The sequence below is a fragment of the Marinitoga sp. 1135 genome, from assembly GCF_013363245.1.
In the GTDB taxonomy this organism is placed as follows: Bacteria; Thermotogota; Thermotogae; order Petrotogales; family Petrotogaceae; genus Marinitoga; species Marinitoga piezophila.
Map to the genome: position 1 here is coordinate 1 of NZ_LBEZ01000025.1, position 23,391 is coordinate 23,391.

General features: G+C 29.0%; 23 protein-coding genes and 2 tRNA genes. 19 read left to right on the forward strand and 6 right to left on the reverse strand.

The genetic code is table 11. The annotated features are described in order from the left end of the window. The 3 genes from XO10_RS09590 to XO10_RS09600 all read right to left on the reverse strand — a co-directional run. Nucleotides 1-828, reverse strand: an 828-nt coding sequence (locus XO10_RS09590; RefSeq protein WP_175418536.1) for a cache domain-containing protein, incomplete at its 3' end; no start/stop codon positions are given. Nucleotides 829-939: 111 nt separating this feature from the next. Next, nucleotides 940-1,572 (reverse strand): class II aldolase/adducin family protein, encoded by a 633-nt coding sequence (locus XO10_RS09595; protein WP_014297378.1) that lies wholly within the window; start codon nucleotides 1,570-1,572, stop codon nucleotides 940-942. A gap of 11 nt (nucleotides 1,573-1,583) precedes the next feature. After that, nucleotides 1,584-2,771 carry a pyridoxal phosphate-dependent aminotransferase gene (locus XO10_RS09600; protein ID WP_014297379.1) on the reverse strand — a complete coding sequence of 396 codons (1,188 nt, stop codon included), beginning with the start codon at nucleotides 2,769-2,771 and terminating at the stop codon, nucleotides 1,584-1,586. Between the two features lie 154 nt (nucleotides 2,772-2,925). On the opposite strand from XO10_RS09600, the gene XO10_RS09605 reads away from it, so the two are divergent. Genes XO10_RS09605 through XO10_RS09640 form a run of 8 tightly spaced genes read left to right on the forward strand, consistent with a single transcriptional unit; the run spans nucleotide 2,926 to nucleotide 10,669 of the window. Beyond that, the gene (locus XO10_RS09605; protein ID WP_014297380.1) at nucleotides 2,926-3,588 is read left to right on the forward strand and encodes a ribonuclease HII; all 663 of its coding nucleotides are present in this window, start codon (nucleotides 2,926-2,928) and stop codon (nucleotides 3,586-3,588) included. Beyond that, nucleotides 3,588-4,286, forward strand: a complete 699-nt coding sequence (locus XO10_RS09610; protein ID WP_014297381.1) for a MazG family protein — start codon at nucleotides 3,588-3,590, stop codon at nucleotides 4,284-4,286. Before XO10_RS09605 ends, XO10_RS09610 begins: the two co-directional genes overlap by 1 nt. Next, nucleotides 4,283-5,323 carry a peptidyl-prolyl cis-trans isomerase gene (locus XO10_RS09615; RefSeq protein WP_014297382.1) on the forward strand — a complete coding sequence of 347 codons (1,041 nt, stop codon included), beginning with the start codon at nucleotides 4,283-4,285 and terminating at the stop codon, nucleotides 5,321-5,323. Before XO10_RS09610 ends, XO10_RS09615 begins: the two co-directional genes overlap by 4 nt. Beyond that, nucleotides 5,307-5,612 (forward strand): metal-sulfur cluster assembly factor, encoded by a 306-nt coding sequence (locus tag XO10_RS09620; protein WP_014297383.1) that lies wholly within the window; start codon nucleotides 5,307-5,309, stop codon nucleotides 5,610-5,612. The genes XO10_RS09615 and XO10_RS09620 overlap by 17 nt, the downstream gene beginning before the upstream one ends. 35 nt (nucleotides 5,613-5,647) lie before the next feature. Further along, on the forward strand, nucleotides 5,648-6,433 hold the full coding sequence (gene prmC / locus XO10_RS09625) for a peptide chain release factor N(5)-glutamine methyltransferase (protein WP_171814215.1): 786 nt from the start codon (nucleotides 5,648-5,650) through the stop codon (nucleotides 6,431-6,433). A 45-nt stretch (nucleotides 6,434-6,478) separates the two neighbouring features. After that, nucleotides 6,479-7,906: an ABC transporter substrate-binding protein gene (locus XO10_RS09630; RefSeq protein WP_175421437.1), complete on the forward strand. Its 1,428-nt coding sequence runs from the start codon at nucleotides 6,479-6,481 to the stop codon at nucleotides 7,904-7,906. A 10-nt stretch (nucleotides 7,907-7,916) separates the two neighbouring features. Continuing rightward, nucleotides 7,917-9,236, forward strand: a complete 1,320-nt coding sequence (locus tag XO10_RS09635; RefSeq protein WP_175421438.1) for a sensor histidine kinase — start codon at nucleotides 7,917-7,919, stop codon at nucleotides 9,234-9,236. Between the two features lie 11 nt (nucleotides 9,237-9,247). Continuing rightward, nucleotides 9,248-10,669 carry an HD domain-containing phosphohydrolase gene (locus XO10_RS09640; RefSeq protein ID WP_175421439.1) on the forward strand — a complete coding sequence of 474 codons (1,422 nt, stop codon included), beginning with the start codon at nucleotides 9,248-9,250 and terminating at the stop codon, nucleotides 10,667-10,669. Between the two features lie 410 nt (nucleotides 10,670-11,079). On the opposite strand, the gene XO10_RS09645 is transcribed toward XO10_RS09640, so the two are convergent. From XO10_RS09645 to XO10_RS09655, 3 genes are all read right to left on the reverse strand, one after another. Further along, a tRNA-Arg gene (locus XO10_RS09645) sits at nucleotides 11,080-11,156 on the reverse strand. Between the two features lie 33 nt (nucleotides 11,157-11,189). Beyond that, a tRNA-Ser gene (locus XO10_RS09650) sits at nucleotides 11,190-11,279 on the reverse strand. A gap of 29 nt (nucleotides 11,280-11,308) precedes the next feature. Beyond that, on the reverse strand, nucleotides 11,309-13,060 hold the full coding sequence (locus XO10_RS09655) for a proline--tRNA ligase (RefSeq protein WP_175418546.1): 1,752 nt from the start codon (nucleotides 13,058-13,060) through the stop codon (nucleotides 11,309-11,311). A 187-nt stretch (nucleotides 13,061-13,247) separates the two neighbouring features. Here XO10_RS09655 and metG point away from each other — a divergent pair, with 187 nt between their 5' ends. The 11 genes from metG to XO10_RS09710 are packed head-to-tail and all read left to right on the forward strand — an operon-like array spanning nucleotide 13,248 to nucleotide 23,391. Further along, nucleotides 13,248-15,212, forward strand: coding sequence for a methionine--tRNA ligase (gene metG / locus XO10_RS09660; RefSeq protein WP_175421440.1), 1,965 nt, complete (start codon nucleotides 13,248-13,250; stop codon nucleotides 15,210-15,212). Nucleotides 15,213-15,233: 21 nt separating this feature from the next. Continuing rightward, on the forward strand, nucleotides 15,234-17,663 hold the full coding sequence (gene gyrA, locus XO10_RS09665; protein ID WP_014297390.1) for a DNA gyrase subunit A: 2,430 nt from the start codon (nucleotides 15,234-15,236) through the stop codon (nucleotides 17,661-17,663). Then, nucleotides 17,656-18,030, forward strand: a complete 375-nt coding sequence (locus XO10_RS09670) for an archease (protein ID WP_014297391.1) — start codon at nucleotides 17,656-17,658, stop codon at nucleotides 18,028-18,030. Before gyrA ends, XO10_RS09670 begins: the two co-directional genes overlap by 8 nt. A 2-nt stretch (nucleotides 18,031-18,032) precedes the next feature. Beyond that, nucleotides 18,033-18,497, forward strand: coding sequence for a helix-turn-helix domain-containing protein (locus tag XO10_RS09675; RefSeq protein WP_075780755.1), 465 nt, complete (start codon nucleotides 18,033-18,035; stop codon nucleotides 18,495-18,497). Beyond that, nucleotides 18,475-18,918: a ribose 5-phosphate isomerase B gene (gene rpiB / locus XO10_RS09680; protein ID WP_014297393.1), complete on the forward strand. Its 444-nt coding sequence runs from the start codon at nucleotides 18,475-18,477 to the stop codon at nucleotides 18,916-18,918. Before XO10_RS09675 ends, rpiB begins: the two co-directional genes overlap by 23 nt. Further along, entirely contained in the window at nucleotides 18,915-19,883 is a 969-nt protein-coding gene (locus tag XO10_RS09685) for a histone deacetylase family protein (protein WP_014297394.1), read from the forward strand. Before rpiB ends, XO10_RS09685 begins: the two co-directional genes overlap by 4 nt. 7 nt (nucleotides 19,884-19,890) lie before the next feature. Further along, nucleotides 19,891-20,889, forward strand: a complete 999-nt coding sequence (locus tag XO10_RS09690; RefSeq protein ID WP_014297395.1) for a 3-dehydroquinate synthase — start codon at nucleotides 19,891-19,893, stop codon at nucleotides 20,887-20,889. Beyond that, complete coding sequence (locus XO10_RS09695) at nucleotides 20,886-21,668, forward strand: hypothetical protein (RefSeq protein ID WP_014297396.1); 783 nt, start codon at nucleotides 20,886-20,888, stop codon at nucleotides 21,666-21,668. The genes XO10_RS09690 and XO10_RS09695 overlap by 4 nt, the downstream gene beginning before the upstream one ends. Continuing rightward, a complete protein-coding gene (locus XO10_RS09700; protein WP_050899167.1) occupies nucleotides 21,655-22,176 on the forward strand; it encodes a ComEA family DNA-binding protein in 522 nt (173 codons plus the stop codon). Before XO10_RS09695 ends, XO10_RS09700 begins: the two co-directional genes overlap by 14 nt. Beyond that, nucleotides 22,169-22,969 (forward strand): epoxyqueuosine reductase QueH, encoded by an 801-nt coding sequence (locus XO10_RS09705; RefSeq protein WP_014297398.1) that lies wholly within the window; start codon nucleotides 22,169-22,171, stop codon nucleotides 22,967-22,969. The genes XO10_RS09700 and XO10_RS09705 overlap by 8 nt, the downstream gene beginning before the upstream one ends. An 11-nt stretch (nucleotides 22,970-22,980) precedes the next feature. Continuing rightward, nucleotides 22,981-23,391, forward strand: coding sequence for an ATP-binding protein (locus XO10_RS09710; RefSeq protein WP_014297399.1), 411 nt, complete (start codon nucleotides 22,981-22,983; stop codon nucleotides 23,389-23,391).

Here is a 23,391-nt window from a genome sequence, read left to right on the forward strand (position 1 = left end):
TACTGCGTCTGTAATTGCTTTTTTAGGTATTGCTGTGTAGATTATCCAGTTTATACCTTTAACCTTCGAATAAAATGTATATATTCTTTTTCCGTTTTGAGTATACTCAATTAAACCGCTATTGTTTGTGGATTTTCTGAAAAATTCCGAATCTTTAACATTAACTCCCCATTTTTCAGGATCTGTGTGCATTAAAGTAATACCTTCGCTGTTTACAAGGTAAGAATATTCTTCCTTAAATACTTTATCGTCACCAAAGAATGTATCAACCAGTTCTTTTATTGATAAATCAATTGCAATTACTCCAATAATCTCATTTGTTTGTGGATCTGTAACTGTTTTTGATACAGTAATTAATACGTCATTATTTCCTGCATCAACATATGGTTCAGAAATTATGATTTTTCCCGGCGTTTTCATTGAAGCCTTATACCATGGCCTTGATGTTGGATCATAATCAGCAGGCAAATCATCACTTGGGATGGATAACATAGTTTTGTCCTTTAATCCCATATATACTGCTGCATAGTGGTAATTATCAACAATATTTTTAAATATTTTAAGTATATTGGTTCTTTCATCATGTTGATTGCTGTATGCCGACTTTACATTAATGTCATTGGATAATGTATTTAAAAGGTTTATAATTGGGTCAAAATATGTTTCTAATAACTTTGCATTGGTATCGGTAACTGAACGAAGATGTTTTTTATAATTTTCAAAGCTCTTGTTATAGTTGTTATATGTGCTAATTCCGGTAAATATAGCCATTGGAAGAATAGAGATTAAGATAATAATACCTATCATTTGAGCTTTTAATGATTTCATATTTAACCTCCTTTTGTTAGATTGTTATTTTTTTAATTAAATTAATCCCAAAAAATTACCCAAAAAGCAAAAGCTTTTTGGGATATCTAAGATAAATAATAAAAATTATCCTTACAAGTTCTTACTATAAGAAGCAATGTATAAATTTCTCATCCATTTAATATCTTCTTCTGATAATTTATGTCCTCCGCCCATTAATTCAACATTAAAAGCTATATTAGCGCTTTTTTCTGTTATTTCAGCTGCTATTAAAGCTTCTTTTAAAGTTCTTCCTATTGCCACAATTCCGTGATTTGCTAATAAAATTCCATAAACTCCTAACTTAAACTTTTTAACTGCTTCTATAGCAAGATCCTTTGTTCCGGGAAGCTTATATTCAGCCACTGGTATTTCCCCGCCAATAATTTGTGCCTGGTCTTCAATATAACATGGAACAGGTTTTCTCAAAGCTGAAAAAATTGAAGCATAAAGACTGTGTGTATGAACTACTGCTGTTATTTCAGGAAAATTCTTATAGATTTCAAGATGTAAAGCTTTTTCGCTTGATGGTTTTAAACCGTCTATATGTTTTTCTGTTTCAAAATCAAGAACAGATATATCATCCACATTTAAAACATCATATGGAACACCTGATGGAGTAATATATATCCTGTTTCCGTCTCTAATACTAACATTTCCCCATGTTCCTTTAATTAACCCTTTTTTTTCCAGATACTCAATTGCATAAATAATTTCTTTTTTCAATATATTTTCACCTACCTATTATTGTAAGCCTTAACAGCTTCAGCGAGTATATATGTTGCCTTTTTCAATTTTTCACTTTCAAGAACATAAGCAATTCTTATTTCCTGTTTTCCAGAACCTTCTGTAGCATAAAAACCTGTAAGTGGTGCAACCATTACAGTAGTATTGTCAATAGCAAAATCTGTAAGCATCCATTTTACAAATTCTTCGCTATCGTCAATAGGTAACTTTACAGAAACATAAAATGCACCTTTTGGTTTTTTAAATACAGCACCTTCTATTTTTGACAACTCTTCATAAACAGCTAATCTCCTTTTATCATATTCTTCGTAAACTTCTTTTATGTATGAATCATCCATTTCAAGAAGTCCTATAGTTCCTAATTGAGCTGTCATTGGAGGACAGAGCCTTGATTGAGCCATTTTCATTACCTGGTTGTATAATTCTTTGTTTTTGGTAGCGAAAACACCTACTCTTGCACCACATGCGCTATATCTTTTTGAAATACTGTCTACAACAATTGTTCTATCGTATTCTTCAAAGGCCATTGTAGAAATATGTTTTGTTCCGTCAAATGTAAATTCCCTATAAACTTCATCAGAAATAATAAACAAATCGTGTTTTTTAGCAAAATCTACAATTCTTTTTAATTCTTCTTCTGAGTATACAGCTCCTGTTGGGTTTGAAGGATTTGAGAAAATAATGCCTCTTGTTTTTGAAGATAAAGCTTTTTCAAATTCTTCTGTTGAAGGAACTGCATATCCTGTTTCAGGTAAAGCTCTTACAGGAACGAGTTTTACGTTAATCATTTCGGCAAATCCTCTGTAATTTGCATAAAATGGTTCAATTACAATTACTTCATCTCCTGGATCAGCAATAGCAGCCAATGCAAATACAATAGCTTCACTTCCGCCATTAGTAACGATAATTTCTTCTGGTGTAAATGGAATGTCATGCTTATTATAATATTTTGAAAATGCTTCCCTTAATTCCATTAATCCTGCTGAATGAGTATAGGCAATAACTTCAGGTTTATAATTTTCAATGTAATCAAAAAATGCTTTTGGAGTTTCAAGATCTGGTTGTCCTATATTTAAATGCAAAACAGTTTTTCCAGCTTTTTTTGCTTCTTCTGCATATGGAACAAGCTTTCTAATAGGTGATGCCTGCATGTTTAAAACCCTTTGTGAGAAATTCATTTTTTTCCCTCCCGGTATTAAAAATTTTGATATTTTTTTCATAACTAATTTTACCATAAATGTTAAGCTTTTTTTCATATAAATTTGTAATAATTAAGTGTAGCATTTATTAAATCTTAAAACATAATAATATAAGAATGAAAGAGTGAGAGCAATGGATATTGAGTATTTAAAAAAATATGGTAAAATAATAGGGGTTGATGAAGCCGGGCGAGGGCCGCTGGCAGGACCTGTTGTTGCTGCTGCAATTGAAGTGGAAAATGAGAATCAACTTAAAATACTTGAAGAGATTTCAAATGATTCAAAAAAATTATCAGAAAAGAAAAGAGAAGAGATTTATGAAATATTAATAAAAAACTTTAATTATTCAATAGAAATTGCTACACCTGAAGAAATAGATATTTATAACATATTTTCAGCAACGACACTGGCAATTGAAAGGAATTTAAAAAAATATAATCTTTCAAATGCTTATGTTATAATAGATGGCAAGAATTTCAAATTAAGTATTGAAAATTATGAATGTATTGTTAAAGGAGATGCAAAGTCTAAAACAATAGGAGCTGCTTCAATACTTGCCAAGGTTTATAGGGATAGATTAATGGTAGAACTTGATAAACAATATCCGGAGTATAACATGAAAAAACATAAAGGATATCCAACAAAAGAACATATAAAACTAATAGAAGAAAATGGAATAAAAGAATTTCATAGAATAACCTTTAATCCAATAAAAAGGATGATTATTGAAAAAAACGTTTCAATTAATAAAAAAGAATTTTCCACCATGCGTTTAATGAGAATAGGAGTACTTTAATGAAAGGGGATAATATGAGGGATAAAGCCAGAGAAAAGTTTGAACAATTGCTTGAAATAATGGAAGAGTTACGTTCTGAACATGGTTGTCCGTGGGATAGAAAACAGACTCACGAAAGCTTAAAACCATATATGATTGAAGAAGCATATGAAGTGGTGCATGCAATAGACGAAAATAATATGGATGAATTAATTGAAGAATTAGGAGATGTAATGTTGCAGGTTGTATTTCATTCACAAATTGCAAGAGAAAATAATGAATTTACAATTGTTGATGTGCTTGAAAGAATTAATTCAAAAATGATACGTCGTCATCCACATGTTTTTAAAAATGAAGGGGAATATTCATATGAACAATGGGAAAAAATAAAGGCTAAAGAAAAAGGGAAAAAGCAATATTCAAAAATAGGTGAGATAAATAAAGGACTTCCACCATTAATGAATTTAAGAAGATTAATAGAAAATTCATTTGCAGTGGATTATGACCCATATAAAGAAAAAAATATATTTGAATTATTAAAGAGAGATTTGGAAAGTCTTGAAAATGAAGGTAACGAAAATAATGAAATAGAATTATTAACGCATTTAATCTATTATTTTGTAAAAAAAGAAAGAAATATAGATTCACTGTTATCAAAGGCTGCAAAGGAATATTTTGAAAAATATAAGAAATTTGAAAACGGGGAGGATAAGGAATGAAAAAAGGTTTGTTGATTTTGATGATGATTGTATTTGCTATTGTATCTGTTTTTGGTGTAGTTAGTTATCAGGAATTAGAGGATAAAACCATTGTGAAAATCAATGGTGAAGCTGTAAATTACGATTATTTCCAATCACAGGCAAAGACGCTTGAATTATTAAGAGGAATAAACAATTTAAATGGTGAATTTTACAAAGTGCTCGTTGGAAGCAAAGAAGGAAACCAAACAATTCAAAAATATGAAAAAATGAAATTGGATAAATTAAGTGGTGAAATATTATTTATTCAATTTACAGAAAAAGAAAAAGGGATAAATCTTGAAAAAGAAGAACTTTTTAATAGCATTTCAAATGATATAAATAATGTATTTAAAAGTTCAGGATTGTCAGAAGATAAAATAAAGCTTTATTTATTATCAAAGGGTTTCGAAAATAAAGAGCAATATATTTATAGTATATATCATGAAAAGTTATATAAAAAAGCAATATCAGCGATTTATCAATATCTTCTTGAAAATGTAGAAGTATCAGATGAGGAAATAAAAGCGGAGTATGAAGCTAATAAAGATTCATATTATAGTCCTCAACGAGCAACATTGGATTTGATTCTTTTTAAAACAAGTGAAGAGGCTTCTCTTGTATATCAGAAAATAATAGATGGGTATTATACATATGATGATGTATATAAAACAAAATTGGAAAGTTCAGAAGCAACGTCTTTGACTATTTCTCTTGAAGATAATACAAATGATCTGGTTAATCAAATAAAATCTTCCTTTCCAGGCGCAATATTAAAACCAATGAAATACAGTGGCTCTATTTATTCTCTTATAAAGATTGAAAAGAAATATCCTAAAAGATCTTTAACTATTGATGAGGCAAAGGAAAGAATAATAAACAAATTAAAAGATGAAAAAGCAAAGAAATTATTTGATAAATTGGTCGCTGAAGAATTTGAAAAATTTAAATCAAATTCAACGGTAATAATTAATTCAAAATATTTCAAAGGAGATGAAAGCAATGGCAAAAATAACTAAAGAAGATGTAATGAATGCTTTAAAAAATGTATATGATATGGAAATAGGTTTTGATGTAGTCTCATTAGGGCTTATATATGACGTAAATGTTGATGAGGAAAATAACGTTCATGTATTAATGACATTAACAACACCAATGTGTCCTCTCGCAGGGATGATTACAGAAGATGCGAAAAATAAAGTTGGATCAATTGAAGGTGTAAAAAGCGTAAAAGTAGAATTAACCTTTGATCCTCCATGGGATCCTTCAAAAGCTTCAGATGAAGTAAGAACAATACTTGGAATATGAGATTAAATGAATATATAAAAAATAATAGGGAAATAATGTTAAAAAAGGGGATATTTAATCCCCTTTCTTTTGTTGCAAAATTAATTTCAAAAATAAAAAAAATAGAATTTTCAAAGATTATCCTTGATCGTGATTTTGAAATAGATGATAAATTGCTATTACTCCTGAATAAGATAATTATTGAAGATTATCCTGTGGAATATATCACCAAATCTGCAGAATTTATGGATTTTGAATTATATGTTGATGAAAATGTATTAATTCCGAGGATAGAAACAGAAGATCTTGTTAAAATTGCAATGAAAATAATAGAAAAAAATAAATATAAAAATATACTTGATCTTGGAACCGGTAGTGGAGCAATTGCAATAGCATTAAAAAAAAGCTTTCCGGAAATTAATATTTATGCATCTGATATTTCTGAAAAGGCTTTAAAAGTTGCTAAAAAAAATGCTGATAAAATTAATGTGAAAATAGAATTTTTTGAAAGTGATATTTTTTATAACATTCCAGAAGAAGTTTTAAAAAAAGTAGATTTTATAGTTTCCAATCCCCCGTATGTAGAGGAAAAATTTTATATAAACTCAAATTCATTAAAGTATGAACCTGAAAATGCATTGGTTGCAGGTAAAGATGGTCAGGATTTCTTTCTGCGATTATCAAATGAGTTTCCAGATTTATTGTTTGAAAAGCATTATTTATTTGAAACAACTGAATTTAATATAGAAAAAACAAAAGAGATTTTGTCTGAATTTGGAATTATAAAAATTTACAGAGATTCATTTGAAATTAATAGATTTGTTGAAAAATTAAAAAAGTGATATAATTTAAATAATGTTATCAATATAAATATTGGGGGTGGCAATATGAAAAAAAAGGTGTATGTATTAATTGTATTTTTTTTAGCTGTAATAATGGCTTTTTCAGATAAAATAATTTTAAAGACCACCTTTCAAATTGCCCCGCCAAAATATTATATTGAAGATAATGAAGTAAAAGGTATATGCTATGAAATATATGAAGAGCTTAATAAAAGACTTGAAAAATATAATATAGAGATTCAATGGGATGGAAAATTTAAAAACATGACATATATCACAGAAGAATTATCAAAAGGATTTATTGATATTTTTATTGGAATAGCAAAAAATGATTATAGGGAAAATATAATGAATTTTTCAGATTTTCCATTATATTCTGTAACCTATATGATTCTTACAAATAAGGATTTTAATAAATCGCTAAACGAATTAAAACTTGGTGTAATTAAAGGAACTAAGACAGAACAGCTGTTTTTTGAGGTAACCAAAAACAAAAATAAAGCTATTGAATTTGAAAATATAGAAGAAGCAATTAATCCGTATTTGAAAAATAAAATAGAGGGTGTATTTTATAACTCTCTTACGCTTGGATATTATTACAATAAATCTTTAAAAAAAATCTCGAAAATTGTTAATATGCCGATGCCTAAATATTATCATTATATAGGATTTTCCAGGAAAGTTTCCGAAGATATAAAAAATATTGTAGATAAGGAAATAAAAGAAATAGTAATTAATGGAACTGTTGAAAAAATACTGGAAAAATATGGTTTAAAGGAATTTGCAAAACCCGGGAATTATCTTAAATTAGCCAATGTTGATTGGCCGCCATATGAATGGTATGAAAATGGTGAATGGAAAGGAATAGACACCGAGGTTTTAAAAAGAGTTTTTGAAAACATGGGATTTAAGGTGGATATTATTTATTTAAACTGGTTGCGAGTATTGGATTATATAAAAAAAGGTATTATAGATGGAACTTTTTCTCTTTCTGTTACAGATGAGAGAAGAAAGTATATGTTATTTTCAGAAGAACCATTAAGTACAGGTGCAGATGTATTTATATATAAAAATAAAAATATAAACTTTGAAGATGATATAAGCAATTATAAATGTGGATATGTAAAGGGATTTAATTATAATGACAGATTAAAAGATTTTAATCTACAATATTATGCTGTATCAGATGATATAATTGGAATAAAGGGGTTTATTAATGATCGATTTGATATATATGTAATAGATAAAAATGTGGCTTTATATTATTTGAAAAAATTTAATTATAAAGGTCAGGTTTATTTTTATCCAATTAGCAAAAAAAATATGTATTATATAGGGCTTTCCAGAAAGAATGAATTCTCTGAAGAAATAATAAAAATGTTTAATGAAGAATTAAAAAGATTTAAGAAAACAGAAGAATACAGGGAAATATTGAAAAAATACAACATTACATATGAAGATTTATGGCAATAGAGGTGATTTAATGAAGTTAAAAACAATATTTATAAATCTTCTGATATTTTTACTATATATTATATTTATGCTTTATTATACCCAGAGAACAGAAAGTTATATAAATGATTTTTATAATTACATAAGCCTGTTATTTAAAAATTATCTGTGGGAATATAATGATAAGGCTATGGAAGATATATCTAATATAATTTTTAAGAATGTTGAATATAGAGAAATAGCTGTTTATGATGAGTCTGGGAATTTATTCTTTAAAATGGAAAATCCCAAAAAATTAAATAAAATAGATCTTTTTTTTGAAAAAATGAATTTTATTCATGAAGTTTCATTATCTAAATCACTGGACAACAATGGAATATATATAGGTGAAATGTATGTAAAAATGGTCAATAGAAGTTTTTATGTAAAATTGTTGGGGTTTTTAATTTATGTATTATTAGCCTTTTTATATAATCAGATGGTTGTTATAAATGAAACAAAAAGAAAGCTTGAAAAATCCAATAGAGAGCTTGAAGATACGCTTGAAGAACTGGAAAATACCATAGAAAATCTAAATAGAACGCAGGAATTGCTTATAAACTCAGAAAAAATGGCGTCATTGGGTAGACTTGTGGCGAATATTTCTCATGATTTAAATACACCTCTTGGAATTGCATATACATCGGTTACACAATTAATGAAAGATTTCAAAAAACTTGAAGAAGGATATATATCCGGGCAGGTATCTAAAAAACTGTTTGAAGATTATTTAAATTCAGGAAACGAATTATTGGATATTATACTTGCCAATTTAATGAGAATGTCTGATTTAATAAAAAGTCTTAAAAAAGTATCAGCGCAGGAAGTTTCCAACATAAAATTAAAAGTAAATCTAAAAGAGGAATTAGAAGCAATATTAAAATCATTAAACCCTGTTATCAGAAAAACATCACATAAAATAAGTTTAAAATGTCCTGATGATATAGAAATGGTTACATATCCTGGAGCTATTGCTCAAATAATAACCAATTTTATTGATAATTCTTTAAAGCATGGTTTTAAAAATTATAAAGAAAATGGTAGAATAAATATAGAGGTATTTAATGAAAAAGATAGTGTGAAAATTGTATATTCAGATAATGGTAAGGGTATGGATGAAAAAACTAAAAGTGCCATATTTGAACCATTCTTTACCACTGACAATTCCGGTGAAAGCAGTGGTATAGGTATGAATGTCGTATATAACCTTGTAAACACTGTGTTGCAGGGCCAAATATATGTAGAAAGCGCTCCGGGAAAAGGTGTGAAATTTACAGTTATTCTTCCAAAGGTTGTCTCTGAGTCGAAATAGGGGGTGATACAATGGACTTCAATGAAGAGTTTATAAAATTCGTAGATAATGATGCTGAAACTGCTGAAAATGTCATAGAATCAAAACCATGGAAAATACTTATTGTTGATGATGAAAAAGATGTTCATAGAGTAACAAGAATAGTATTAAAAGGACTAACCTTTGAAGGAAGACCTATAAAGTTAATCAGTGCATATTCTAAAGAAGAAGCGCTTGAAATTTTAAGGAAAGATAAAGATATTGCACTTGCAATAATTGATGTAGTAATGGAAGATAAACATGCAGGTCTTGATCTTGTAAAATATATTCGTGAAAATTTAAAAAATCATAAAACACGTCTTGTAATCAGAACAGGACAGCCGGGATATGCCCCTAACAAAGAAGTTGTTTTAAATTATGATATAAACGATTATAGAGAAAAAACAGAATTAACATCAGAACGACTAATTACAGTAATCCTTTCCGGATTAAGGTCATATAGAGATATAGTAAATCTGGAAAAAGAAGCCGAATCTTTGAAAACAATATTTGGATTTGCTACAGAATCAACCAGTGAAACCAATGAAGATATATTTTTAGAGAGTTCATGTAAAGTGGTAAGAAATATGGCAGAAAACTATGATATTATATTAAATACAAAAATATGTGAAGATTATCCGGAGTTTCATAGTAATAAAAAGAATTTTATACACTGGGAAAATGAGAAGGAGTTCTTTGTTATATTTAATTCTGATACAGAAAGGCAAAAAGTATTTTGTGTAAGTTCGGAAAAACCAATTCCTGAAAATTTAAAAAACCTGCTAAACCTTTTCTTGTTGCATATAATTACTACTGTTGAAAAAATGAGAATTTCGAATGAATTAAATGAAACGCTATATGAAATAATATTTACCCTTGGTGAATTACTTGAATCACGTTCTGAAGAAACAGGAGAACATGTTTTAAGAGTTTCAAATATTGTATATGATATTGCACAGGCTGCAGGAATAGAAGAACATAAGGCATTTGAATTTAAAATAGCTTCTATGTTACACGATATTGGAAAGATTGGAATACCTGATTATATACTAAATAAACCAGGGAAGCTTACAGACTCTGAATTTGAAATAATGAAAGAACACACAGTTATAGGTTATAGAATACTTGCATCTTCAAATAAAGATATATTTAAAATAGCTGCATCAATTGCAAAATATCATCATGAAAATTGGGACGGAAGTGGTTATCCTGAAGGATTAAAAGGAAAAGAAATACCAATAGAAGCAAGAATTACAGCTATAGCAGATGTTTATGATGCGCTTATTTCTGATAGAGTATATAGACCTGGCTGGCCGAAGGAAAAGGTTATAAAGTATATGAAGGATATGAAAGGTAAAAAATTTGATCCCGAATTGCTGGATATTTTCTTAAGTAAAATTGTTGATAAATTTTAAAAGACTCACACTTAGGTGAGTCTTTTTTTATAGAAAGTTCATTCATACGACTTGAGTGCTAATCTTCGAAAATTGTTCGTTCTCAGGGGTCGTTGCAGACTCACGTCCATGTTCGTCTTCACTCAAAATCACATCCGTGTGATTTTGACCCCTTCCACTCACAATTTTCTCAGGCACTCTGCGATCCTTCACTCGCTTTTATTTTTTCCAACTATCCTGTAATCCCCGCTGCGGGAAATTCTTAGTTTTCATTCACATTATTTTTCTCAATTATAAAAAAATTCACTTTCCTGAGCAAATGTTATTATTTCTATTTTTCGAAAAGACTTTTGTAGAGGAACGTTCGAAGTATTCGAGAAAACTTTTTTTCATCATAAAAGATAAAAACTCCCTCAAAAATGAGGGAGTTTTGGCGTGCCCGACTGGATTTGAACCAGCAACCTTTGGATCCGCAGTCCAATGCTCTATCCAATTGAGCTACGGGCACATTTGTAAAAACTATAAAAATTGGTAAAAAAAATGGCGGAGAGGGTGGGATTCGAACCCACGGTGGAGTTACCCCCACACTTGCTTAGCAGGCAAGCGCCTTCGGCCGCTCGGCCACCTCTCCGACGCACAATCATTATTATAACATGAAGATTATTCTTTGTCAATACTGTTAAGGTAAATTTTTGGGTCGTATTCCTTTAATTTTTTATCAATGATTTCTAATAATTTATCGAAAGATTCTGTAATTTCAACCTCTTCAGCATTCTTTTCATATCTTAACTTCACTTCAACCTTACCGTCTTTCATCTTTTTACCCAATACAACCTTCATTGGAATACCTATTAAGTCTGCATCTTTAAATTTAAATCCTGGTGATGCATCTCTATCGTCGTATAATACATCGTATTTATCCTTTAAAAGATTATAAATTTCTTCCGCTTTCTCTACAAGCTCTGGTTTTTTCATTGAAACAGGTATAATAACAATTTCAAATGGAGCAATACTTCTTGGCCATAACATGCCATAATCGTCGTGTAATTGTTCAACAATAGCACCTAAAGTTCTTGAAACACCCCAACCGTAACAACCCATAATAAATGGTTTTGATCTACCGTCTTCATCTGTATAATAGGCGTTAAGTTTTTCAGAATATTTTGTTCCCAATTTAAATACCTGTCCAACTTCAATTCCCTTTGCTTCTTTTAAAGGTTTTCCGCACTTTGGACAAGGTTCTCCTTTTTTAACCATTCTAATATCAGCAAAAATGTCCACATTAAAATCTCTATTGAGATTCACATTAACATAATGTGTATCCTTTTCCATGCCACCTGTGATACCATTTTTTATACCTTTAATGCTTAAATCGCCAACAATTTTCAAATTATCTTTTTTAATTCCAACAGGACCAATAAATCCAGTTTCCACACCAAATTCCGCTTTTATTTCTTCAGGTGCTCCCATTTCAAGTGTTTGATCCTTTAATAATCCTCTTAATTTTGCAATGTTAAGATCATAATCGCCGCGAATCAAAGCGAGTACCCAACCATCTCTTCCTTTAAATAAAAGGGATTTTATAATCTTTTCTTTTGAAGAGTTAAGGAAGTTTGCAACATCATCAATTGTTTTTACATCAGGTGTTGAAACCTTTTTAATTTCTTTTTCTTCTTCATTTTCTACTTCAAATGTAAGTTTTGATTCTGCTTTTTCATCTGTTGCGTAATATCCGCAATCACAATAATATATAGTGCTTTCTCCGTATTCTGCCAATACCTGGAATTCGTGGGATTTATTTCCACCAATTGCACCTGTATCTGCTTCAACTACTCTATAATCCACACCAAGTCTTTTTAAAATATTTTCATAGGCCCTGTAAAAATCTTCGTATGTTTTATCGAGTGATTCTTCTGAATTATGGAAAGAATATGCATCTTTCATTATAAATTCCCTTGCTCTTAAAACTCCAAAACGTGGTCTTATTTCATCTCTGTATTTGTTAGCAATCTGGAATAATGAAATTGGCAATTGTTTATATGATCTCAATTCATTTTTTACTATTGTAGTTATCATCTCTTCATGTGTAGGACCTAATGTAAAATCCCTATTATGTCTATCTTTTAACTTCATCATTTCTGGTCCATAGTCATCCCATCTTCCGCTTTGCTGCCATATTTCAGCAGGTTGTATTATAGGCATTAATATTTCCTGAGAGCCGATTTTTTCCATTTCTTCCCTTACAATATTTTCTATCTTTTTCAATACCTTTGTTCCTAAAGGTAAGTATGTATATACCCCAGAAGCTGTTTTTCTTATAAAACCTCCTCTAATTAACAATTCATGACTTTTTATTTCAACGTCATTTGGAACTTCTTTTAATGTTGGTGCGTAATATTTTGACATTCGCATCATGTATAACCTCCTTAAATCGATTATTTTTGATTTTCCTTAATTTTAACATATAATCTTGAATAAAAAGATAACGTTTATATTACGAAAATTCGAAAAATAATTTGCTGAAAAATTTAAAATCTTCTTAATTATAAAGTGATATAATACGTATAACTGACAAAAAACTTTTTTAGGAGGGATTAAATTGAAAAAATTCTATGTAACAACGCCTATATATTATGTAAATGCAGAACCGCATATAGGATCAAGTTATACCACAATAGTAGGAGATATAATTTCAAGATATAAAAGAATGAGAGGATTCGATGTATTTTATTTAACAGGAACAGATGAACACGGTCAAAAAATCCTTCAGGCAGCAAGAGCTAAAGGGATTTCACCACAGGAATTATGTGATGAATTATCGGGAAAATTTAAAACATTATGGAAAGATTTAAAAATCACCAATGATTACTTTGTAAGAACAACAGACGAGCAACATATGAAAACAGTTCAATTTTTTGTGAAAAAAATGCTTGAAAATGGTGACATATACAAAGGAAAATACGAAGGTTGGTATTGTGTTCCATGTGAAACATACTGGACAGAAGATGAAATTGAAGAAAAAGACGGCAAAAAAGTATGTCCTTCATGTGGAAGAGAAGTAAATTGGGTTGAAGAAGAAAATTATTTCTTTAAATTATCAAAATACAATGAACCGTTAAAAAAGCATTTTGAAGAGAATCCAGATTTTCTTGAACCTGAATTTAGAAAAAATGAAATGCTTAAAATACTTGAAAGCGGTCTTAAAGATTTAAGTATCACAAGAACCACATTTGATTGGGGCGTTCCAATGCCAGATGATCCAAAACATGTAATTTATGTATGGGTAGATGCATTAATTAATTATGTAAGTGCATTGGGCTATCCGGAAAATATGGAAAAATTTGAAAAATATTGGCCTGCTGATTTACATTTAATTGGAAAAGAAATCAATAGATTCCATTCATTAATCTGGCCGGCAATGTTAATGTCAGTAGGATTGCCTCTACCTAAAAAAATATTTGCTCATGGCTGGCTTACTGTAAATGGACAGAAGATATCAAAATCTCTTGGAAATGCAATTGATCCAAGAATTCTTGTTGAAGCATATGGAAATGATGTAATAAGATACTATTTATTAAGAGACATTGTATTTGGAAAAGATGGAGATTTTTCAGAAGATAATTTAATTACAAGATACAATTCTGATCTTGTAAATGATTTAAGTAATCTTGTTCATAGAACATTATCCATGGTTAATAAATACTTTGATGGAGTTATACCGGAAATCGGTGAAACGGAGGAAGTTGACAATCAACTTAAAGATCTCATTAACTCAACAGTGGAAAAATACGAAAATTACATGGATAAATACTTATTCACCAATGCGCTTGAAAGTTTATGGGAATTGGTAAGATTTACAAATAAATACATAGATCTTACAGAACCATGGTTACTTGGAAAAGACGAAAGCAAAAAATCAAGGCTTGGCACTGTAATGTATAACCTCATGGATTCAATTAGAATAATTGCATTATTAATTTCACCTGTAATGCCAGATACAGCATTGAAAATACTTGGTAAATTAGGTATTGAAAATGTAGAAGAATACATAAAAGATGAAAATATAAAAGTTGGATTATTAAAAAGCGGTGTAAAGGTAAATATTGGAGAACCAGTATTCAAAAGAATAGATGTAAAAAAATGGGAAAAAGTTATAAAAATGAAGGAGGAGAAGAAAATGGAAGAAAAGAAAACAGAAGTAAAAGAAGTAAAGAAAGAAGAAGAAAAAACAGAAAATGTTTTAATTGATATAAATCATTTTGCGCAGGTTGATTTAAGGGTAGCTAAAATTTTAGAAGCAGAAAAAGTAAAAAAATCAAGAAAGCTTGTAAAATTACAGCTTGATCTTGGAGAATTAGGTAAAAGGCAGATTGTAGCAGGTATTGCGAATTATTATGAACCTGAAAATCTTGTAGGAAAGAAAATAATAGTTGTTGCTAATTTAAAACCAGCAAAATTAATGGGAATTGAATCAAATGGAATGTTATTGGCAGCAAAAATAGGGGATAAATTAACCCTCTTAACAACAGATGAAGATATAGAACCGGGAGCAAAAATATCGTAAAAACCAGGAGGTAAGCAATAAATGAGCGAAATTTTAAATAAATCCTTTGAAGAAGAGTTAAAAGAGTCATATTTGTTATACTCTCTCAGTGTTATTACAAGCAGGGCTATCCCGGATGTCAGGGATGGCCTTAAACCTGTTCAAAGAAGAATATTATATTCTATGGATGAATTGAATTTAAAACATAATGCAGCATATAAAAAATGTGCCCGTATTGTTGGAGAAGTTATGGGTAAATATCATCCACATGGTGATGCTGCAATATATGATGCTCTTGTAAGAATGGCGCAGCCATTTAGCCTTAGATATCCGCTTGTAATAGGGCAGGGAAACTTTGGGTCAATAGATAAAGACCCTGCTGCAGCAATGAGGTATACCGAAGCTAAAATGCATGAACTTGCAGAATATATGTTAATGGATATAGACAAAAATACCGTTGAAATGATGGACAACTTTGATGGTTCATTAAAGGAACCATGGGTATTGCCAACAAGATTACCAAACTTGCTAATGAATGGTGTAAACGGTATTGCTGTTGGAATGGCAACTAATATCCCTTCACATAACCTTACAGAGCTTGCAGAAGGAATTAAATATCTTATAGATAATCCAGATGCATCAGTTGAAGAACTTATGAAATTTATTAAAGGACCTGATCTTCCTACTGGTGGTATTATTGTTGATGGAGATAAATTAAAAGATATATATGAAACAGGAAGAGGAACATTCCATATAAGATCAAAGTACGAATTTGAAGAAAACAAAAATGGAATGAGCATAGTTATAAAAGAAATACCATATGGTGTTTCAAAAGCTGATCTTATAACTCAAATAGCAAATTATGTTACAAAGCAAAAGGAAAATAAAAAAGATGTAGGAATAAGAAATATTAGAGATGAATCAGATAAAGAAGGAATAAGAGTTGTAATAGAGTTAAAGAAAAATGTAAATCCACAGAGAGTTGTAAATCAATTATTAAAGCATACACAAATGCAGATTTCATTCCCTGTTCAGATGACTGTTATAGATAACAGAAAACCAAGGGTAATGAATTTAAAGGAAATACTTCAGGCATTTATTAATCACAGGGTAGATGTAATTACAAGAAGAACTCAATTTGAACTTGATAAAGCAAGAAAAAGATCACACATTGTAGAAGGTTTAATGAAAGCTTCAGAAGGAATTGAAGCGGTAATTGAAATAATCAGACAGTCCGAAGGAAGAGAAGAAGCAATAAATAGCTTAATGGAAATAATTAATGTAACAAAAGAACAGGCAAATGCTATTGTTGATATGCGATTAATAAGCCTTTCTAAGTTAGAAGGACAGAAATTGGAAAAAGAATATGCTGAATTAACAGAAAAAATAAAAATCGCACTTGAAATATTAAACAACAGAGAAAAATTAATGGAAATAATAAAAGAAGAAACAGAGGAAATAAAACTAAAATTTGGTGATGAAAGAAGAACGGTAATAACAAATTCTGGGGCAAAAATAGAAGAATCAGACAACATTGAAGAAGAAGATCTTGTAATTGTCTTAACCCAATGGGGATACATAAAAGCAATGAAAAGCAGTGAATATAAAGTTCAAAATCGTGGCGGAAAAGGTGCCAAGGCTATAAAAAAATCAGATAATGATTTTATTATTCAGGTATTACAGACAAATAGTCTCTCAAAATTGTTATTTATCACCTCAAAAGGAAAGGCTTTTGAGTTAAATGCATATAAAATAGAAAAAAGCAGCAAAGATACAAAAGGAAAGCATATAAGCACATATCTATATCTTGAAAATGATGAAAAGATAAAAACAATAATTCCAATTGAAAACAAAAAAGATATAGAAAATAAATATATAATGCTCTTTACAAAAAAAGGAACGGTAAAAAGAACAGCGCTTGAAGAATTTTCTAATATAAGAAGAAATGGATTAAAAGCAATTACAATAAAAGAAGATGATACAGTGGTAGATGCGCTTATTGTAGAAGAAAAGGATGAAGTTCTTGTAATAAGTGCAAAAGGGATGAGTTTAAGATTCAGGGTTAGTGATGTAAGACCTATGGGAAGAAGTGCTGCAGGTGTAAGATCCATAAAATTAAGGGAAAATGATGAAGTGGTAAATGCAGTAATGGTTGATAATGAAAAAAGTCTTCTTCTAATTACAAAATATGGATTTGCCAAACGAGTAGATTTTAAAGATTTCAGGCTTCAAAATCGTGGTGGTGTAGGATTAAAATGTGTGAAAGAAACAAGTAGAATAGGTGATATAGTAAAAGCACTTGCAGTTACAGATGAAAGTCATGTAATAGTATTTACCAAGCTTGGAAAGGCTATAAGAGAAGAGGTGTCAACAATTTCCTCATTAAGTAGATATGCCATAGGTGTAAGAGCAATAAGGCTTGACAAAGAAGATATAGTAGCAGATGCAGCAGTGGTGATAGAAGATGAATAAAGAATTAGAACATCCAGCAGATATTATGTATGAAATTTCTGGTGAAGATATAAAAGAAATATTAGAAGATTTCGTTGAAGTATTAAATAAAATCTATAGTCCAGTTGTCGAAGGAATAAATAGAGAAAATGAATATACTATCAGCGAAAAAGAAATAGATGATATATTATTTGACCTTGGGAATGAATTTTTAAGAGCGATAATGGAAGGGGAATTTCCTTCAAAAATAGAAACTGATAATGAAATTATAAAAATTTCATATTCAAAAATATATAAAATAAATTCTGACATTGAAATTAAAGCTGTAGCATATCCAAAAATAATTGATGAAGAAAGCAAAAAAATCAGGGTAATATTTGACGTGTGATTATGAAAGGATTAACGGAGAAACAGAAGAGAATATATGAATATATCAATTTTTATATTAATGTAAAGGGATATCCACCGTCGATGAGGGAAATAGCGGAATATTTAAATTTAAAAAGCGTATCGACGGTATATTCTCAATTAAAATCCCTTGAAAAAAAAGGATATATAGAATTATCAGGAAAATCAAGAGGAATAAATATATTAAAGAACGAAAAAAGTGGATTTATAGAAGTTCATGGAGAAATTGCTGAAAATAAATTAAAACTTTATTCCACACCATTTTACCTTAAAACTATAAGTAGTTTAACAATAAGAAAAATCAATAATTTTTATAATGTTTTTGTAGTTGAAAAATATAAAGATTTTAGTAGCGATTTTATTCTAATTGTAAATGAAAATCTTGAAATAATAGGAACAATAAAAATTAGTGAGGTGATTTTAGATGAAAATAGCTATAGGTTCTGATCATGCAGCATTTAAAATGAAAGAACATTTAAAAGAATATTTATCAAAAAAAGGTATTGAAGTAATTGATATGGGACCGGAAACAGAAGAAAGAGTGGATTATCCTGTATATGCAAAAAAAGTTTGTGATAAGGTTGTAAATAATGAAGTTGATTATGGTATACTAATGTGTGGAACAGGTTTAGGAATGTCTATAGCAGCTAACAAAGTAAAAGGGATTAGAGCTACACTTGCATACTATCCAAAAATGGCAGAACTAGCAAGACAACATAATAATGCAAACGTATTGGTTCTTGGTGGAAGAACAATGGGTTTTGAACTGGCAGAATGGACAGTAGATACATTCTTATCAACAGATTTTGAAGGAGGGAGACACGAAAGAAGGATAAACCTTATATCCGAAATGGAGGAAAACTTATGAAAGTAATCTATGATCCCCGTCATGTATTTTATTCTCCCAAAAATGAATTTAATGGATTTGAAATAGTAGATAATAAAGATAAACCAGGAAGAGTTGAAGTAATAAAAGAAGTAATTCAATTAAAATATGGCAACATCATTAAAAGTACAAGGGATTTTTCAAGATCCTATTTATACTTTGTGCATTCTTCGGATTATGTAAGCTGGCTTAAAGAAAAACAATATACTTTAAATGAAAATCAGGAATATTTTTCAACAGTAGTTGGATATGACATGTGTATGGATTCAATTACACCAATAAGCAAAAATACATTTGAGATGGCCTGGATTAGTGCAAAATGTGCACTAACAGGCGCATCTTATCTTTTAGAAGACGAAGAACTTGTATATACACTTTCAAGGCCAATGGGGCATCATGCAGGTATTGCCCATTGTGGAAGATATTCATACTTCAATAATGCAGCATTGGCAGCAAGATATCTTCAAAAAAACGGAGATATATACGTGGCAATACTTGATCTGGATTTCTATCATGGCAATGGAACTCAGGAAATCTTCTATGAAGACAATACTGTATTAACAATAAGTATACATGGAAATCCTTCAAACCATTATCCGTATACTTCGGGTTATGAATGGGAAATTGGTGAAGGTGAAGGAAAAGGATATAATATAAATTTTCCATTAAAAGATGAAATAAATGGAAGAGTATATTTAAGAGTGCTTGAAAAAGCATTGCTGGAAATAGATGATTTTGATCCAGATTTTCTTATAATCTCTTTTGGAACAAATACACATTATGAAGATCCAGATACCACATTTAACTTAAAAGAAGAGGATTATAAAGAAATGGGAAATATGCTCTCGTATTTAAATGTACCAAAATTAATTGTACACGAAGGTGGTTTTAATATAAATATAAATGAAAAAGTTATAACCAGATTTATGGACGGATTAAAAACATGAGGTGGAAATGTTGAAAAGTATTTATTATAACCCTGGTACAGGAAAAAGTATTCCAATAATAATAAAAAAGGGGAAATACAAAGAATATATAAACGTCAAGAAAAGTAATATCATTATATATGATAAAAAAATAAAACTCATAGATGAATTAAATCTTTCTAACAGCATTTCTGTAATAGGTAATGAAAATTTGAAGAGTTTTGATAAATATCTGTCTTTAATAATGAAATTATCTGATAAAAATATAAAAAATGTTGTGATAGTAGGAGGATATAGCGTAATAGATTTACTTGGATATACCATGGAAAGCTTTGAAAGAAGAAATGAATATATATATTTTCCTTCAACATTACAATCAGCAATAATGCCACCGTTAAGAGGAAAATATTATTTAAATTTTAACTGGAAAAAGGATTTTTTAGTGCAGAAAGGATATCCTGATGCAATAATAATAGATACAACCTTTTTTGAAAGCTTATCTCCGCAGGAACTAAAAAAAGGATTTGTTATTCCTTATCTATTGGGAAGGGTTTTAAATTCCAGAATATCTAAAATAGCTCTAAATTATTCAAAATTAAACTTTTCCGATATAGATCTGGAGGAGTTTATATATTATTCTCTGAAACAATGGGTATATTATATAGAAAATGAGTCAAAAGTTTTTCCGGGGGAAAATATAATTAAATTATTTTATAATAAAAAAACAGGTATTAATAGAAATTTTCTTGATATTTTTGGATTGAGCTTTTTAATAGAGTTATACATGTCATGGTATTTTGGATTTTTAGAATATGAATTATTTGAAGAAATAAAAAAGGAATTAATAGAGAATTTTGATATACAATACAAAAATATAGAATATCTTAATTTTGACGAAGCAAATTTCAACAATGAGTTTGTTTTATTTACATCCTCAGGAAGAATAATAAATTATAAAACCACATATGATGAACTTAATATAGTTTTAAAAGAAATCAAGAACCATTTTAGAGGTGGATTTTTGTGATAAAAAAACAAAAAAATTATGCTCTTATATTTATAACAATAATGGTTATATTATTACCAACATTTGTCGCATTGCTTACTTCGTATACAATATATCTAAAATACAAAATAAAAAATCTCGAATTAAAAATTTATGAATTAAAAGATAAAGATATAATTTCCAGTAATGGAAGAAATAAAAAAATAGAAAATAATATGAACTACGAATTAAATATAGAAGAAATAGAAAAATTTTTAAATATAAAACCAAAAGGAATCTATGAAAATCAGAAAATAGATTATTTTTATCTTGTAAAAAAAGCAAAAAGTAGTTTCGAAGATAATACATTTGGTGGATTAAAATTAATGAATTATGAAGAAGCTTTCAGAAAAAGTGTATCTAACCTTGAATTCAATAAAGAATATTTTATCACCAATATAGCAACAAACCTATATTCAGTATATTCGGAAGATTTTAGCATAAAAAACAAAAATAACGATAATATTCAAAAAGTATTTACAGTTCAAATGAGATTATATTTAAAAGAAGAAGATGCATTTTTCACGACATTAACATTAAGGAATGCTGGAATTCCTGTTTTTGTTTACAAAGGGCATTTTAAAAACAGTGGGAAAAGTTATTTTGCAATTTGTGCAGGATTATTTCCTGATATAACCCTTGCCAAAAATTATCTTGAAAGCATAGATGATGAAAAAATAAAACAATTAACAGGTATAAGTGTAAAAGATAGATTTTTAAAGAGTTTTACATTAATAGGTGAGAATGGTGTTCAGGAATAGCAAAACAATTTTTATCATAAGTCTTATATTCTTTTTAACAATATTTGGGGGAATATTTTATATTCAAACTGGGAATAAAAGAACAGAAGAATTAAACGGTGAAATAAAAATAGATTTATATACAGCGAGTGAAACACAATTAACAAAAATTCCAGGAATAGGTCCTAAAACAGCAAAAAAAATAATTCAATACAGAGAAAAATATGGTTTTTCATCAGTAAAAGATTTAATGAAAATAAAAGGAATAGGTGAAAAAACATATGAAAAAATAAGGAAATACGTATATCTTTCAAAAAGCAAAATCATTTTAAAGAAAAAAGAGAAAAAAAATATAAATAATATTACATATGAAGAATTAATTGAAATACCGGGAATAGGACCGGTAAGTGCCGGAAAAATTATAGAATACAGAAAATACACAAAAATAAGAAATGAAGAAGACTTAAAAAATATAGGACTTACAAATAGCCAGATAAACAAATTAAAGGGGGTTGTAGAGTTTGAATAAAATTCTATTACATGTATGTTGTGCCCCGGATCTTGTTCTTGCGCATAAAAGATTAAAAGAAGAAAATATCGAATACGATACTTTTTTTTATAATCCCAATATATATCCTGAAAAAGAATACATAAAAAGATATGAAGCATTTAAACAATTAAAAAAAATGTGGAAATTTAAAGAATTAAAAAGCGAATATAATCATGAAGAATTTTTAGAATTAATGAAAAATGTTGATGTAAAAAATGAAAAAGAAAGATGCTATAAATGCATGTATCAAAGGATGGAAAAAACAGCTCAACTTGCAAAAGAAAAAGGATATAAAATATTTTCCACAACATTGCTGTCAAGCCCCCGAAAAAGCCATGATGAAATAAAAAGAATAGGTAATGAACTGGCCAACAAGTATAATATAATGTTCTATTACAATAATTTCAGATCAAACAATGCTATTTCAGAGGGAGCAAAATTTTGTAAGGCTAATAATATATACAGGCAACAATATTGTGGATGTGAATTTTCATTAATTGAAGCAGAACAATTAAGAAAAAAGTCTTACGAACAAAGAAAGGAAAGACTCAAAAAAGTGCTTGATTTTGATTTTGAGCATCTAATGAACAAAGAACTTCTGAAAATCCCTGAAGAACTATATCCTAAATATTTATATGAAAACGGTCTTGAAATAATAAAGGATTTAAAACCAAGAATAATCATTATAAAAAAGGATATAGCGAGAGATTTAAAGATCAAAAATGGTAGAAATAAAATAGGAAATTGGAAATCAAAATTTATAGTAATTTAAAGGTGATAGGTATGGAAAGATTGAAAATAACTATAAACAGCGATGTGAAGTATATAAAAATTTTAAGAGAAGCCATGAAGTATTTTTTAAAGTTTAATGATTATGAAGATGAAGAACAGATATTCTTTATGGAATTGGCTTTAAATGAAGCTGTAGCCAATGTAATAGAACATACTTATAATTATGATAATACAAAAACAGTCGATATAATATTTGAAATTGAAAATAAAAATTTTAAAGTATATATTAGAGATTATGGAGAAAAAATAAATCTGGAAGAGGTTAAATCAAGGGATTTAGACGATATTAAGGAACATGGATTGGGAGTACACATAATTTCTCAGGTTTTTGACCATATGATGTGGAAAGATATAAATGAGGAAGGGAATTTGCTAATTTTAGAAAAAAGTCTGGGGGATTAA

Coding starts and splice junctions, on each gene's coding strand:
- XO10_RS09655 (WP_175418546.1), bottom strand. CDS start 13,060: ATGCGAATGTCAAAATATTACGCACCAACATTAAAAGAAGTTCCAAAT.
- XO10_RS09605 (WP_014297380.1), top strand. CDS start 2,926: ATGGATATTGAGTATTTAAAAAAATATGGTAAAATAATAGGGGTTGAT.
- XO10_RS09630 (WP_175421437.1), top strand. CDS start 6,479: ATGAAAAAAAAGGTGTATGTATTAATTGTATTTTTTTTAGCTGTAATA.
- prmC (WP_171814215.1), top strand. CDS start 5,648: ATGTTAAAAAAGGGGATATTTAATCCCCTTTCTTTTGTTGCAAAATTA.
- XO10_RS09675 (WP_075780755.1), top strand. CDS start 18,033: ATGAAAGGATTAACGGAGAAACAGAAGAGAATATATGAATATATCAAT.
- XO10_RS09640 (WP_175421439.1), top strand. CDS start 9,248: ATGGACTTCAATGAAGAGTTTATAAAATTCGTAGATAATGATGCTGAA.
- rpiB (WP_014297393.1), top strand. CDS start 18,475: ATGAAAATAGCTATAGGTTCTGATCATGCAGCATTTAAAATGAAAGAA.
- XO10_RS09635 (WP_175421438.1), top strand. CDS start 7,917: ATGAAGTTAAAAACAATATTTATAAATCTTCTGATATTTTTACTATAT.
- XO10_RS09670 (WP_014297391.1), top strand. CDS start 17,656: ATGAATAAAGAATTAGAACATCCAGCAGATATTATGTATGAAATTTCT.
- XO10_RS09615 (WP_014297382.1), top strand. CDS start 4,283: ATGAAAAAAGGTTTGTTGATTTTGATGATGATTGTATTTGCTATTGTA.
- XO10_RS09710 (WP_014297399.1), top strand. CDS start 22,981: ATGGAAAGATTGAAAATAACTATAAACAGCGATGTGAAGTATATAAAA.
- XO10_RS09690 (WP_014297395.1), top strand. CDS start 19,891: ATGTTGAAAAGTATTTATTATAACCCTGGTACAGGAAAAAGTATTCCA.
- XO10_RS09600 (WP_014297379.1), bottom strand. CDS start 2,771: ATGAATTTCTCACAAAGGGTTTTAAACATGCAGGCATCACCTATTAGA.
- gyrA (WP_014297390.1), top strand. CDS start 15,234: ATGAGCGAAATTTTAAATAAATCCTTTGAAGAAGAGTTAAAAGAGTCA.
- XO10_RS09685 (WP_014297394.1), top strand. CDS start 18,915: ATGAAAGTAATCTATGATCCCCGTCATGTATTTTATTCTCCCAAAAAT.
- XO10_RS09620 (WP_014297383.1), top strand. CDS start 5,307: ATGGCAAAAATAACTAAAGAAGATGTAATGAATGCTTTAAAAAATGTA.
- XO10_RS09610 (WP_014297381.1), top strand. CDS start 3,588: ATGAAAGGGGATAATATGAGGGATAAAGCCAGAGAAAAGTTTGAACAA.